Source organism: Muribaculum gordoncarteri (assembly GCF_004803695.1).
Classification (GTDB): Bacteria; Bacteroidota; Bacteroidia; order Bacteroidales; family Muribaculaceae; genus Muribaculum; species Muribaculum gordoncarteri.
In genome coordinates this window covers 1,558,366-1,571,682 of record NZ_CP039393.1, presented here as the reverse complement: position 1 = coordinate 1,571,682, position 13,317 = coordinate 1,558,366, and the positions used below count along the sequence as shown (strand labels likewise).

Sequence of the window (13,317 nt, the reverse complement as noted above, 5' to 3'; positions counted from 1 at the left end):
CATGGCAGACTGGCACGCTCCGCAGGGCCCGTTTGACATACCGGATGTCCCTTACTATATTCCCCGACGGTTAAAACCGTATCTGTTCATATTCTTTGTCCTGATCGTGCAGTTCTCAGGCGGTGTCTATCTCGCCGCCGCCTCTGATATGGTTGGGACAACCGGGTTGATGCAGGAAGATATTCTGATGGCGGGATATGCCTCGCTCATAGGGCTGGCTATTAACTTTGCCGTTATGTTCCGCATAAAGTTCAGGTTCTCGGCTCGGATACAGTTGCTTGTATCCGGCATCGTCCTGATTGCCGCAAATCTGATATGCGCCCATACAACCAATGTTCCGCTTTTGGTGATTACCTGCTTCATAGCCGGATGGTTCAGGATGCAGGCTACTTTCGCCTGCAATTCCACTATTCAGCTTTGGCTGACGCCTGTCAGGGATATGGCGATATTCTTCTGCTATGTCTATATAATAGTTGACAGCGTTATCCAGCTCAGCGGAATAGCCACCATATACACGGCATTTTTCTCTCAATGGGAATACATGCACTGGATAATGATCGGACTGCTTGTCCTGATGATGATAATGGTGATGATACTTGTGAAACCTGTACGCGGACCGATGTTCATACCGTTGCTCGGCATTGACTGGATCGGGGCAATACTTTGGGCAGGCTTTATGTTATGCTTCACTTTCATCTGCGTGTATGGCAACTATTTCGACTGGTGGGAGGCCGTTGAAATCCGGGGAGCTGCGCTCCTTGGGCTCGCCTGTCTTGGCATAAATCTCTGGCGGGCTTCGTTTCTCCATCATCCCTACATCTCATTTCAGGCAATGAAAAACAGGAATGTGATCCGCGCCACCGGAATATATCTCGTGTTTTTCACACTCATAGCCACTGAACACGTCTTTGAACACAGCTATGCAGCAAATATTCTCGGTTTTGACGAGATAAACCTCATAGACCTGAACTGGTATGTATTCGCCGGTATTGTTGCCGGATGTGCCTTTACCTACCTCACATTCGCTTTGCGCAAATGGCGCTACAAGGCCATGACAGTCATTGCTTTTGCCCTGGCGATTGTATATCTCGCGTACTTCTATTTCTTCATAGACTACGGGGTTGAGAAAGAGATGCTCTTCATCCCGCTCTTTTTCCGTGGTGCGGCGGCCGTGATAATATCAATCGTATTCCTGACCTCAATAGTGCAGAGCGGATTACCTTTTCAGGTATTCCCTCAGGCTCTTACAATCAACGGCTTCACAGGTGCTGTAATGGGAGCGACCTTTGGCCCCGCGATAATCGGAGAAATCCTGCGTCACACTATGGCAAAAAATGCAGCCTTGCTTGGAGCCAACATTTCAGGAACAAATCCCGACATAGCATTTGCCACGCTTGGACAGCTATATGGAATGGTACAGACACAGGCTTTAGTCGTTTCCATGAAAGAGATTTACGGCTGGCTGCTTATCGTTGCCCTCGCATCGCTCACCGTAATACTCGTAAGTTACAGTTCGGTACGACCATTCGCAATCTTTCCGAAATGGAGCACAATACGCCGTATAATCAAGCACATGGTGAGAACCACTTCGAAATCATCTGTTGAAAAGAGAAAGTGTATGTCCAGTCCCGGAAAGGCGAGACAGTGATATGCCGTCAACGTAGGAAGGCGGCATATCACTGTCTCGGCTCGTGGACTGCTGTCATTTGTGAAGAGTGGCATAGCCCAGAATGGAATTTCTCAGGAGGTCGGCGTAATGCACACGGATGATTGGCAATGGAACGGAAAGGTGAAAGCAGCGTCTCCGATGCTAACTTCCGAGCCATTGACAATCATCGGTGTGTGCCGACCTATATCGGATGAAAGCGGTGTGAGGTAGAGCAGCCAACGGCAAACGCCTTACACGGCATTCATCCAAACAAAAACAATAAGGTCTGGCTATGCCTCTCGTAACAAAAAAACAGTAGAGACAACCTGAATTGAACCATTCGATTTGCTAATTACGACTAATTCCACTGAAAATATACCTGACAGTGTAAACTATATTAGTCAATCCCCTCAAATCTGTCAACGCTTTACAGGGATAGTCACCTCCGATGATACAAATCTTCGGTCTTCTGAACTGGAAACCGAACAAAACGGACTTGTTTCAACCTTTACCAAACGAAAATCGAATACTCCGATAGTGATATTTGAGAAATATTCTCATAAAATAAACCCTGTTTGAAATTTTATTGTTATCTTTGCAGTCGGAAGGGGCGTTCATGAGAATTGTCTCTGATAACATCGTTAAAGAACAAGTCAGATATGTTGGTAAATTTCACATTCAAGAATTTCAGGTCTTTCAAGGATGAAATGACACTGAGCATGGAGGCTGCTTCCATTCAGGAGCTGTCGGATGCCGTTGTAAAATCGTGTGGAGAAGAACTGCTTCCCGTCGCTGTGATGTATGGTGCCAACTCAAGCGGCAAGAGCAATGTGCTTAAGGCGCTAAAAGCTATGAGGGATGTTTTGCTTAATTCGGTCAGACTGAATCCCAAGGATAAACTTGAAGCCGATCCGTTTTCTCTGAATGAAACATCCGCATCGGAACCGACCTCGTTTGAGATTCAGTTCACCCTCAACGGCTCCAAGTTCCGCTATGGATTCGATTATACATCAGACGAAATCATTGACGAATGGCTCTATGAGAAACGTCCCGGAGAAAGGGAATTTGAACTATTTCTGCGGAGCGGCAATGAGTTTAAGATTTCAAAGTCCCGTTTTGCCGAAGGTATCGGCAAACAGGACGCCACACCTGCCAACCGATTGTTCGTTTCGTTGGTGGCACAACTCAACGGCAAAGTATCTCAGGCTATTCTCGACTGGTTTTCAAATATTGAATATATGTCAGGAATGGATGGAAAAGGGTACGCAGGGAAGACACTACGCACTATCTTCTATCAGGAAGACGGCAATGAAGAAATCATGAACCTGCTATATCAGACCCATTTGGGCTTCAGCGGACTTCAGGTCATCATGAATACCGGGGATGAAGAATCGGTCGATTCAAAGACCGTACACAACATTTTCGATGCAAACGGGAATGTTATCGGTCAAAAAGAGTTTCCGACTGACAAGATGGAGTCTGAGGGAACCAAGAAAATGATTGAGATTGCCGGCCCGCTTGTAGATGCAATAAGACTCGGAAAGATTCTTGTTGTCGATGAACTGGACGCAAAACTCCATCCTTTTCTGACTCGCAAGATAATCGGACTGTTTATGGACAAGGAGTTCAACAAAAATGGGGCCCAGCTTATTTTTGCGACTCATGATACAAATCTTCTGAATATCCAATATCTCCGTCGTGACCAAATCTGGTTTACCGAGAAAGACAAATCCGACTCGACAGAACTTTACTCTCTGGTAGAGTTCCGTGATGAATCCGGAAATAAGGTTCGCAACGACCGCAACATCGAGAAGGACTATATCAATGGTCGCTATGGTGCAATCCCTTTCATGAGCTAAGTTATGGGACAGCTTCCAAAATCAAGAATCGAACAGCTCAAGCGCGAAAAGCGGGAGGCCAAAGCTGCGAAGAAACGCAAGGTTGCCACTCGTGAAAAAATAGTGCGCTTTCTTGTGGTTTGCGAGGGTGAGCGTACCGAACCGAACTATTTCAGGGAACTTGTCAGGGACAGATATTCGGAAGTCCGTTCCGAGGAGATTATCGGAGAAGGACGCTCAACGTGTGTATTGGTCAAAAAGACCGAAGAGATCAGAGAACGACTGGAACGGCAGCGGCAACTGAAGTTTGATCGTGTTTGGGTAGTGTTTGACAAGGATGACTTCAACGATTTCAATGAAGCCATATCACTTGCCGAACGAAAAGGATATAAAGCCGGGTGGACAAATGAAGCCTTTGAACTGTGGTATCTCCTTCACTTCACCTTCCTTGATGCCGCTGTTTCCAGTGCCGATTACATCTCCAAACTCGAAACAGAAATCAGACGAAATGAGGATTATCAGGATTACAAATATCACAAAAACGACAAAGGGATATACGCATTGTTGCAGAGCATCGGAAATGAAGCGCTTGCAAAAAGACTAGCTGAAAAACTACGCCGATTCTTTGAGCACACACTCGACTATAAATCCCACAAGCCGTGTACTACGATAGACCTGCTTGTTGATGAACTTGAACATCCTGAAAACCTACTCAAAGATTGAGTCTGATATTATGACTGTCGGTATAAGAATCGTTAAAATGAATCCTCGAACTGATCAATTTGAAGTATTTCCCAAAGTCGATTATTTTTCAAGTTTGGAAAATAATCGACAATGGAACCAAAAGATAAACAGTTGTCCCATTTGCAGTTAGAGTTTTGGCTAAAACTCCCAAATAAAATTCTATTGATGGCTATTCCTGAAGTACGTAAAGAAATATCAGCAATACTTATAATACCAATCATATCATATTGAATAATAGGATAATAATAAACCTCTTAGCTCCGGTTGCAGTTGACATTTAAGAAATATTTTGTAATTTTGTCAACCAAAACGTAGCAATATGGATAAGGACACTTCAAATATATTCGGTCGCAGGCTCAATCAAGCGCGGCTGATTAAAGGAATAAGCATGGAAGAGCTGGGCCGGTCGGTTCAGCCCAGCGTGTCACGTCAGGCTATCAACAAATATGAAAAAGGTCAGACAATACCTGATAGCCTGATGCTGATTTCACTCGGCAAGGTTCTCGGTGTAAAGCCTGATTATTTCTTTCGTCCTTTTACTGTGGAAGTTGACAAGGTAATTTTCCGCAAGAGAAGAAAATTCTCAGAGAAGGATGTGTTATCTGTCAAGGAAAAAGCGCGCGAAGAGCTTGAACGGTACCTCGAAGCAGAACAACTCTCCGGAACTTCATCCTCCTTAAATTTTCCTCACGGGTATATCAGCAATGACAATGATGTGATAGCATTTGCCAATTCAATCAGACAAAAGCTCGGTTTAGGTATTGATGGCATATCTAATGTTATCGAAATATTGGAGGAAAATGGCATTAAGATTATCGAAGTGTCCGAGTCTGACTCATTCGGGGGATTGAGTGGATATGCGAATGATAATATCCCTTTGATTGTCATAAATTGCAATCTGATTCCCGAAAGGAAACGCTTCACTCTTCTTCACGAGTTTGGTCATCTTTTCATGATGTTTGGCACTGATGCTTCAAATAAAGTAATAGAGGATTCATGTAACACCTTTGCCAGAGAAATGCTTTTGCCGTCTGAGGTTCTCAAATTAAGACTCGGAAACAGCAGACATGATATATCATTGGCAGAACTGACCGACATTCAAAAACAATACGGCATTTCCATTGATTCTATAATGGAATCTTTGGTGCATAATGGAGTCATTACCGGGCGACGTTATGAAGGCTACCTTAAAAAGAAGAAGCTCTTCCCGGATTTCAAATCCTCGGTAGAGCGTTCGCTTGCGATTTCTGAAACGTCCGGACGTTTCGTAAGAATGGTATATCGTGCGCTTGCCGATGAGATAATTTCTTTCTCTAAAGCGGCTGCACTGCTGAATACTTCAGTGGATAACGTGAAGGCAAAACTGCAACTTGTCTGCACCAATGAAGATAATAGTTAATCATACGTAATGGGAACAACAATAGAAAATACAATATCAAAACTTGACGAGCATCGAAGCACGACTCCCTCAAAATGGAGGGAGAATGCAGAATGGCGTATGGCCAATAAATCGTGGATGAGATACTCGCAGAGAATCGCGATGATGATGCTTGACAAAATGGAAGAACTCGGACTGACGCAAAAGACACTTGCCGAACGAATGGATTGCTCCCAGCAGTATATCTCTCGTGTGCTGAAAGGGACAGAGAATCTTTCACTCGAAACAATCTCAAAGATTGAAAATGCTCTTCATCTGGAGATTCTTGAACCGGCTTTTGCACCTCGCTGAACATTTTAACACTCTGCATAAGAATGGTTAAAATGAACCCTCGAACTTGAAAGCCAGCGGAAAAAGTATTAACTTTGCAATACACTTAGAACCCTTACGGGGCATGCAGCGAGCGGCTGCGTGAGGATAAAGAAATTTAGGTTGCAAATTCGCTACACACGAATGTTAACCAATTGCAACTTGTTGATATAAGTGCATTTGACTGGCAAGGAACAAGTCCCTCCAGCTCCACAATATAGGTTCTAACCTCAACATATCGTAGGTTAGAACTTTTTTATTTGACTGATTTTCAATATAATTGGGCAAATAAAAAATTACTACTGACAATTATTCGTTACCAATTCATTTTCTGAAGAATACATTTGGTGTGTATTTATTTTAGTGCTATATTTGTAATGTTAATCATTGCATAATGGGAACTAAGATAAATAATATACGCAGGCAAACTCCTTCTGACGGAATTCTGCTTACATCATGGCTTGAGAAATCAGGATTAAGCAGAAGCGAAATTTCCGATTATACCGAATCGGGATGGCTTCAACGTGTCGCCACCGGAGTTTATACCTTTGTCGGTGATAATCCGACTGTTTACGGGATACTTGCTTCATATCAAAGTCAAGGTACTATTTCGTATCATATAGGAGCTGCCTCGGCATTGGAATTAAAAGGATTCTCTCATTATGTCGCTATGGGAAAACCTGCTGCTGTCATCTTCTCCCCGATAAGGCCGCGGCTTCCTAAATGGCTGAATTCGGCAGAACTTGATATGCGCATAGTAGAGGTTTCAACCAAAATTTTCGGAGAAGTAGGTGTCGAACAAATGGAATATAACGGTCGGCAATTAACATTGGCCGCACCCGAAAGAGCAATAATGGAATGTCTGTTGTTGTCGCCAACCCAATATAATCTGATGGATGTCTACTATTTAATGGAGATGCTCACTTCGCTTAGATCCGGTTTGGTTCAGCAACTCCTAGAGAATTGCACATCTGTAAAAGTAAAAAGAATGTTTTTATATATGGCTGAGAAAGCGGGACATCGTTGGTTCGTAAAACTTGACTTATCAAAGATTTCTCTTGGCTCCGGGACGAGGAGTTATTCAAAAGGGGGCGTGAAGAATGCCAAATATGATATTGTAATACCTAAAGAACTTGCCGACTATGAATGATGTGTATAAGAAGAAGGTGGAGCTTCTCCTAAGAATATTGCCGTTTGTTACGGATGAGGAGTGTTTCGCCATACATGGAGGAACCGCAATAAATCTGTTCGTGAAAAATCTTAACCGCCTTTCGGTAGACATTGATGTGACATATTTACCGCTAGAGGATAGAGCGACCAGTCTGAAGTATATTAATGAGGCGTTGATGAGAATTGCCGACAAAACCAAGCGAAGTTTTAGTGATATTAGAATCATACCTCGTCTTGATATTTGTAAAATCACATGTGAAAGACAGGGTTGTCAGGTAAAGATAGAGGTCAATCAAACAAAGAGAGGTTTGGTATGCGGCGAGGCCAGATTATACCCTTTATGCGAAAAAGCTCAGAGGCTGTTCGGCATGGAAGTGGATGCCCGTATCGTGTCGTTGTCGCAACTGTATGGCGGCAAAATATCTGCTGCTCTTTCACGGCAGCATCCTCGGGATTTATTCGATGTGAAGCAAATGGACATTCTTCTGTCAGAAGTCAAGGATGGAATTATATATTGTCTACTTGGCAGCGACAGACCGATTCACGAATCCTTCTCTCCAAATTTTATAGATCAGAGGGAGGCAATGGAGAACCAGTTTGTGGGGATGAGCGATATTCCGTTCAGCTATGAGGAATTCGAGATGACAAGAAACAAGCTTATAAAAGGAGTCAACGACATTATGACCGAGGCTGACAAGAGATTTCTTGTCAGCTATGAGGAACTGACTGTCAACCGAGAGGAAAGTCCGTATTCGATGTTCTTTGATTTTCCATCCGTCAAATGGAAGATTCAGAATCTACAAAAACTCAAGACGACCAATCCTCGGAAACTTAAGGCTGAAGCCAATAAGCTCAGGCTCATTTTTGGAATTGAGTGATGTTTAACACTCGGCATAAGAATCGTTAAAACGAACCTCAGATTTGTTTTATGGCTAAAATCCACTACCTTGGCACTATGTAAGAACACCTCGTTACTGCATCGGCAAGAGAGCCGGCGAGACAGACGGATTTTTCGTTACCATCTCGTTACCCCTAATCATTGACGACTATCTAAATCATTGGTATAACTGCATTTGGAGTGTAAGGAACAAGTTCCTCCAGCTCCACCAAAGTCTGGTGAAAGGCAATGAAAAATCCTGCAACTAAATGAGTTGCAGGATTTTCTTATATGTAATAGTATGAACTAAAATGAACTGGAGGAAATATTTCTTATTTGGTTGAAATTTTAATATTATAATATACTTTGAGTATATTTATAAAGTATATTTTCAACTCTTCATTTTGTGTAGTCAAATATTTTAACGCAGTTTAGAGTTGCCAGACTGGATAGCTTAAAACTTTGGTTTCGTTCTTTCTCTTATACCATATCGTTAATCCGACAGCCAAAAGTATGCTAATGACACGAGCAATATTAGAAATCAGACCTCAGGCAGCATTCTCCGTACCTGTAACGTTGAATATTACCCAAGCTGCATTCATCAGTATATGAAGCCCGATTGGAACCCAAAGATTGAAGTTCCAAGCAACGTACATCCAACTGAAATACACAGCTCCAATAAATGTGACACCAAATGCTGCAAGGCTTGAAATCATGTCATGCCCCTGATAGGTATGAGCAAGACCAAATAAAGCTGCAGGGAATAGTGTAGCCCAGAAAAAGCCTATTTTTGCATATCGGAAAAATAATCCAAACATAAAGGCACGGCATAAAAGTTCCTCTATGAATCCCGGTAGAAGGCTCTTCCTTACAAGCAGCGAAAATGTTAAATCGGGATTTATTGTTCCAATAATAGGAAATACGATATATAGAGGTAATACCGAAATTATAGCTACCAAAAATCCTTTTGCAAAATTTGATTCAAGCCCGAGAAATAAACACTCCTTCTGGGGCTTAACAACAATAGAGAGAACTATAAAAATAGAAAGTGCCATTAGTAGATCTCGTATTGAAGAGTTGAGCACAGTTTGGCTTGGTATATCGAGAAGTGAAGTGATGCGCCATACATTTTGCCATGCAAGATTGACAACAAAAGAGGCAACCACAGCAAAAATAGCTTTAGAAATCTTGGAATTCAATGTTGCCATCTTATCATATTTGGTTTATTTCAGGTCGCAAAGTTAAATAAAATCTCACAAATGTGATATAGTCATCTGATTATTCAATAAATACGAAGGAATGATGCAGGAGAAGGAGTTGCTGTAAATATAACCTTATGACATCCGTGAAGGTTGAGGTACACCATAATCGATTTCATTATTTGATGTCGAACGCTTGAAGAATCAATATCGTGAAAAGTGGAAAAAATGAGCCGTCAAACACTGATTTTCATCTGTGGACGAGAAATTTTGCGGGATTTACACTACTTTTGTATTCGGATTGATAATAACTGTATCCAAGACCTACGGGATAAAAAAATGTGTTCGATGTAACTCTTGTGAGTCATAATGGTAAAATAATACATGATATACAATAATTGCGATATAAAATGGCTGTGGTTTGATCTTGACGACACACTTATTGACTTCACAACAAATTCACGCATTGCACTCGTCAAGACATTTCACTATGCAAAACTTAACCGTTGGTTCTCCGATCAGTATTGCTGGATTAGATGCTACGAGAAGCACAACCACGCTCTTTGGGATGCGGCGGCACGCGGCGAAATAACATCATCATTTCTTAAAGCGGAGCGTTTCCGACGACCGCTTGTCGAAGCCGGGATGCCGAAACATGAAGCCTACATGATATCTGATGATCTAAGCCGGTTGTATCTTAATTTCCTTGCAAACGAAAAAGAACTTGTCCCCGGAGCGGTCGAGGCTCTTTCGGCAGTACGTAGGTCAGGAACGAAAGTCGGCATCCTGAGCAATGGGTTCAGTTGCGTTCAGGGACGCAAAATAGAACGCGCCGGACTTACGGGATATATCGATAGGGTTGTGCTAAGTGATGACATCGACATTATGAAACCCGATGTGCGACTTTACAAATACGCCATGGAAACCGTAGGTGTTCAAGACCCCTCCCAACATATCATGATAGGCGATAATATCAATACCGACATAAAGGGAGCTTTGGACGCCGGATGGACGGCATTCTTTCTTCAGCCAAGACATGGCAAGCCCCGTGTCGATGTACCTGATGGGGTTGTATCAGTCGACAGCCTTTTTCAAGCAATTCGCCTACTCGGCATCTAAAATTTCATCGCGTCCACTGCTGCGATGAAAAGAAGTAGCATCATAGGGGCTCGTTTGGCTAAAATTTAGCCCTAAGTCCATAGGAGCGTATACCTGTCATTCCTCATAGTGCACAGGATTATCTCGGTTGCCATGTAACACACCGTTTAAATTATAAAAAATAGGATGCTATCATGTCTGAAAACTTTAAAATAGTAGAAATCAAAAACGACAAAAAGCGGTTTATACAACTTTTACTCATCGGTGACGAATCGGAAGCGATGATTGACCGCTATCTTCAAAAAGGTAATCTATATGTGGGTATATCCAACGATATTTCCATTGCTGTATGCGTGACTTTGATTATTGATAACACAACGGTTGCGATTAAAAATCTTGCAGTTCGCCCCGATTTCCATCGTTGCGGTTTTGGCAGATTAATGCTTAAACATGTAGAATGTGAGAATCCTGATAAATCCATTATCCTCGGTACAGGTGAAACTCCATCAACTCTTCGCTTTTATGAAAAATGTGGTTATCGCTATTCTCACCGCATACCAAATTTTTTCACCGACAACTATTCCAATCCTATTATCGAAGAGGGGGTGATACTCCGCGATATGGTTTATTTGAGAAAAGATAACGCGTAATAATTATACTATTCGGTAAGGTGTCATACAACCGATTCTGACGCGCTTGAGCTGACTTTTCCGTCGAGAATATAGTTGCGTATGGCAAGAGCCTCGTCCATTGCCAGCGAGGGTACCGTGGCGCAGCCGGCATTGGTTGACACATTAAGCGACACTCGCCCTGTGTAAGGGGTAAACGGAGTGCTTGCAATGGCCACCGATTGAATGTCACGGTATCTTATATACTCGCGTATGCATGCAATGTTGCCTCGGTTTATCTTCATATACGACTCTTTCAATTCTATGCTGCTGTGCTTCCAGGCCATTGCCGCACGCACTGCTGCAATTGCAGCGTAGACCGCGCCGGCCATCACTCCGGGCAGTGCAAGCTTTGTGCTGATCATTATTAACGCAGCACCACCGATTGCCAATAGCAGATGCGGGATGAATGTGCGCATCAGCAATCCTATGCCCGATGCGGCCGAGAGCAGGGTAGTGTCGTTCACGTTGCCGTTGTTGCCAAGCCACCATGCGAGCAGCTCGTCGCCGAGATTTGACCCGTAGATGCGTATGCCGCCTTCATTTTTATTGTCGGTAGCATTCTCGGCCTGCTGAAGTGAAATGGTTTGACATCCGGCAATCTTTTCAAGCGGATTCCGTTTTATCGTGAGCACGGTAGTCTTTTCACGTGTGAGCCGGCATGTAAACCGCGACACGAGGCCCGATTCAATCGTCAGCAGGTTATCGGTCATCCTCAGCGTCATGTTGCTGTATCGCAAGGCTATTTTGCCCGTCCACAGCGCCATTACTATTAGATATATAGCTACAAGGAGGCACAGGCACTGCCAGGCTGTTGGCATCACATCGCCGGCATGGGTCCCGATATACTCGATGATTCGGTCGGTAGCGTTGTCATCGATCTGGTTTACCTTGTCAAGCAGCGCCAAGGTAACTGTGGCAAGTACGGCAAATCCTTTGAGATGATTCTGGCACAGTGCGCCTTTCAGTATGTTTAAGTTGCTTATGCTCTGTGTGTCATCCTTTACGGGCGGCGGAAGCGCAACTGAATCGTCGGTTATATGGGCAAAATTCTCGCCCTTGCTGACTCGCTCCAGTAGCATCTGCCAGTCACTTTCGTCGAGAATCAGCTCCACCTCCTGCTTGTCGCTTGCAAGAGTGTCAAAAGCAACGCCGCGCATTGATAAAAGTCGGTAGACCAGCCCTCTTTTTGTGCGCAGTGTATGGATTCGCGAAAGCGGTATGCTTGTTGTCTGCTTTTCCGCGAGTCCACGGGTATATATCAGTTTGTCGCCCTCGATATGGAATTTTCTGAAATAATATCTCGTGAACGCCACTGCAAGGGAATAAGTGAGTATGACTCCGGCCGCCAAGGCAAATTTCCAAAATAGTCGTCCTCCTGAATCGTGGCTGTCGTAGAGCAGATAAACCAATGCAACGAATGCCGCCCCTACAATATCTTTGAACGATTTCAGAAACATTATCACGAATGCGCCGGGGCTCATTCGCCGGGGAGTAGAGAAGTCAGTCATTGTCGCAGTCGGCTTTATTGATGAGCAATAATTTAAGCCGCTCGGCGTTTTCAAGCGTCAGCCCGGGAATGGTGAGCCGGTTGGAGGCCGATTGCGAGCCGTTTACAACATCGACATAGTAAAGCTTGAAAATGCGGCTTACCAAATTCATGCGCAAGCTCACCTGTTGGATTTTGCTGAAAGGAATCGTGGTGACCGAAGTGAAAAATATCCCCGTGCGGTAGGATATGTCCCTTTCGCGAAGCGCATAACCCTTGAAATCATATATTTTGTGAGCCAGTGCCACATTCACGGCGAAGGCAATTGCCAAGACACAATCTACAATCAGCATGGGCAACCATTGCTCCCACATCAGCGGAATGAGCAACGCACACGCCATCAAAAGAATATATACGATAATTATGCGAATCACAACCACATTCATGTAGCTGCGCTCTACCGGTTCAAAGCAAAGATTCTCTATAGGCTGAATGTCATCGCACCACACTTGCCTGTTTGTCATTCTGTTCATACGGCAAAAATAGCAAAAAATCCCCGAAAATCTCCCAAAAGGATTGTTCTTAAATTTCCAGCGCTATCGGTCCAACGTGATTATTCGTTCAACCTTCCTCTGAAGCCTTTTTAATTCTTCAGGCATCAACACTTTTACCCTCATCAACACATCGCCACCGTGCATGCGGTATTCGCCGATTGTGGCACTTGGATAGTTCTGCATTTGTGGCACAACGGTTTTATTGCTTTTTTTCTTTGCGTCGCTTTGCAAGGGACAGCATAGCATTACGAGTATGCTTAGAATTGTGATAATAATCTTCATTAT

At 43.6% G+C, this 13,317-nt stretch carries 13 protein-coding genes; 9 read left to right on the top strand and 4 right to left on the bottom strand.

The window, feature by feature from the left end; all coding sequences use genetic code 11:
* Nucleotide 1: 1 nt before the first annotated feature.
* The 7 genes from E7746_RS06960 to E7746_RS06930 all read left to right on the top strand — a co-directional run bounded on the left by E7746_RS06960 (nucleotide 2) and on the right by E7746_RS06930 (nucleotide 8,025).
* Complete coding sequence (locus tag E7746_RS06960; RefSeq protein ID WP_202877172.1) at nucleotides 2-1,648, top strand: hypothetical protein; 1,647 nt, start codon at nucleotides 2-4, stop codon at nucleotides 1,646-1,648.
* Nucleotides 1,649-2,307: 659 nt separating this feature from the next.
* Complete coding sequence (locus E7746_RS06955) at nucleotides 2,308-3,507, top strand: AAA family ATPase (RefSeq protein ID WP_136410297.1); 1,200 nt, start codon at nucleotides 2,308-2,310, stop codon at nucleotides 3,505-3,507.
* Between the two features lie 3 nt (nucleotides 3,508-3,510).
* Nucleotides 3,511-4,209 carry an RloB family protein gene (locus E7746_RS06950; protein WP_136410296.1) on the top strand — a complete coding sequence of 233 codons (699 nt, stop codon included), beginning with the start codon at nucleotides 3,511-3,513 and terminating at the stop codon, nucleotides 4,207-4,209.
* Between the two features lie 340 nt (nucleotides 4,210-4,549).
* Nucleotides 4,550-5,629 (top strand): helix-turn-helix domain-containing protein, encoded by a 1,080-nt coding sequence (locus E7746_RS06945; RefSeq protein WP_136410295.1) that lies wholly within the window; start codon nucleotides 4,550-4,552, stop codon nucleotides 5,627-5,629.
* Nucleotides 5,630-5,638: 9 nt separating this feature from the next.
* Complete coding sequence (locus E7746_RS06940; RefSeq protein WP_202877171.1) at nucleotides 5,639-5,959, top strand: helix-turn-helix domain-containing protein; 321 nt, start codon at nucleotides 5,639-5,641, stop codon at nucleotides 5,957-5,959.
* A 412-nt stretch (nucleotides 5,960-6,371) separates the two neighbouring features.
* On the top strand, nucleotides 6,372-7,127 hold the full coding sequence (locus E7746_RS06935; RefSeq protein ID WP_136410294.1) for a type IV toxin-antitoxin system AbiEi family antitoxin: 756 nt from the start codon (nucleotides 6,372-6,374) through the stop codon (nucleotides 7,125-7,127).
* Nucleotides 7,120-8,025, top strand: a complete 906-nt coding sequence (locus E7746_RS06930) for a nucleotidyl transferase AbiEii/AbiGii toxin family protein (RefSeq protein ID WP_136410293.1) — start codon at nucleotides 7,120-7,122, stop codon at nucleotides 8,023-8,025. Before E7746_RS06935 ends, E7746_RS06930 begins: the two co-directional genes overlap by 8 nt.
* A 547-nt stretch (nucleotides 8,026-8,572) precedes the next feature.
* On the opposite strand, the gene E7746_RS06925 is transcribed toward E7746_RS06930, so the two are convergent.
* Entirely contained in the window at nucleotides 8,573-9,232 is a 660-nt protein-coding gene (locus tag E7746_RS06925) for a CPBP family intramembrane glutamic endopeptidase (RefSeq protein WP_136410292.1), read from the bottom strand.
* A gap of 375 nt (nucleotides 9,233-9,607) precedes the next feature.
* Between E7746_RS06925 and E7746_RS06920 the strand changes: the two genes are divergently transcribed.
* The gene (locus E7746_RS06920; protein ID WP_136410291.1) at nucleotides 9,608-10,342 is read left to right on the top strand and encodes an HAD family hydrolase; all 735 of its coding nucleotides are present in this window, start codon (nucleotides 9,608-9,610) and stop codon (nucleotides 10,340-10,342) included.
* A gap of 173 nt (nucleotides 10,343-10,515) precedes the next feature.
* Complete coding sequence (locus tag E7746_RS06915; protein ID WP_136410290.1) at nucleotides 10,516-10,971, top strand: GNAT family N-acetyltransferase; 456 nt, start codon at nucleotides 10,516-10,518, stop codon at nucleotides 10,969-10,971.
* A gap of 23 nt (nucleotides 10,972-10,994) precedes the next feature.
* On the opposite strand, the gene E7746_RS06910 is transcribed toward E7746_RS06915, so the two are convergent.
* From E7746_RS06910 to E7746_RS15105, 3 genes are all read right to left on the bottom strand, one after another.
* Nucleotides 10,995-12,500, bottom strand: coding sequence for a PH domain-containing protein (locus E7746_RS06910; protein ID WP_136410289.1), 1,506 nt, complete (start codon nucleotides 12,498-12,500; stop codon nucleotides 10,995-10,997).
* Nucleotides 12,493-13,002, bottom strand: coding sequence for a PH domain-containing protein (locus E7746_RS06905; protein ID WP_168184325.1), 510 nt, complete (start codon nucleotides 13,000-13,002; stop codon nucleotides 12,493-12,495). Before E7746_RS06905 ends, E7746_RS06910 begins: the two co-directional genes overlap by 8 nt.
* Nucleotides 13,003-13,074: 72 nt before the next feature.
* Nucleotides 13,075-13,215 carry a hypothetical protein gene (locus E7746_RS15105; protein ID WP_168184324.1) on the bottom strand — a complete coding sequence of 47 codons (141 nt, stop codon included), beginning with the start codon at nucleotides 13,213-13,215 and terminating at the stop codon, nucleotides 13,075-13,077.
* Nucleotides 13,216-13,317 lie beyond the last annotated feature (102 nt).

Bases quoted from the DNA above. Each gene is read 5' to 3' on its own strand.
- E7746_RS06960 (WP_202877172.1), top strand. From the start codon at position 2: ATGGCAGACTGGCACGCTCCGCAGGGCCCGTTTGACATACCGGATGTC.
- E7746_RS06955 (WP_136410297.1), top strand. From the start codon at position 2,308: ATGTTGGTAAATTTCACATTCAAGAATTTCAGGTCTTTCAAGGATGAA.
- E7746_RS06950 (WP_136410296.1), top strand. From the start codon at position 3,511: ATGGGACAGCTTCCAAAATCAAGAATCGAACAGCTCAAGCGCGAAAAG.
- E7746_RS06945 (WP_136410295.1), top strand. From the start codon at position 4,550: ATGGATAAGGACACTTCAAATATATTCGGTCGCAGGCTCAATCAAGCG.
- E7746_RS06940 (WP_202877171.1), top strand. From the start codon at position 5,639: ATGGGAACAACAATAGAAAATACAATATCAAAACTTGACGAGCATCGA.
- E7746_RS06935 (WP_136410294.1), top strand. From the start codon at position 6,372: ATGGGAACTAAGATAAATAATATACGCAGGCAAACTCCTTCTGACGGA.
- E7746_RS06930 (WP_136410293.1), top strand. From the start codon at position 7,120: ATGAATGATGTGTATAAGAAGAAGGTGGAGCTTCTCCTAAGAATATTG.
- E7746_RS06925 (WP_136410292.1), bottom strand. From the start codon at position 9,232: ATGGCAACATTGAATTCCAAGATTTCTAAAGCTATTTTTGCTGTGGTT.
- E7746_RS06920 (WP_136410291.1), top strand. From the start codon at position 9,608: ATGATATACAATAATTGCGATATAAAATGGCTGTGGTTTGATCTTGAC.
- E7746_RS06915 (WP_136410290.1), top strand. From the start codon at position 10,516: ATGTCTGAAAACTTTAAAATAGTAGAAATCAAAAACGACAAAAAGCGG.
- E7746_RS06910 (WP_136410289.1), bottom strand. From the start codon at position 12,500: ATGACTGACTTCTCTACTCCCCGGCGAATGAGCCCCGGCGCATTCGTG.
- E7746_RS06905 (WP_168184325.1), bottom strand. From the start codon at position 13,002: ATGACAAACAGGCAAGTGTGGTGCGATGACATTCAGCCTATAGAGAAT.
- E7746_RS15105 (WP_168184324.1), bottom strand. From the start codon at position 13,215: ATGCAGAACTATCCAAGTGCCACAATCGGCGAATACCGCATGCACGGT.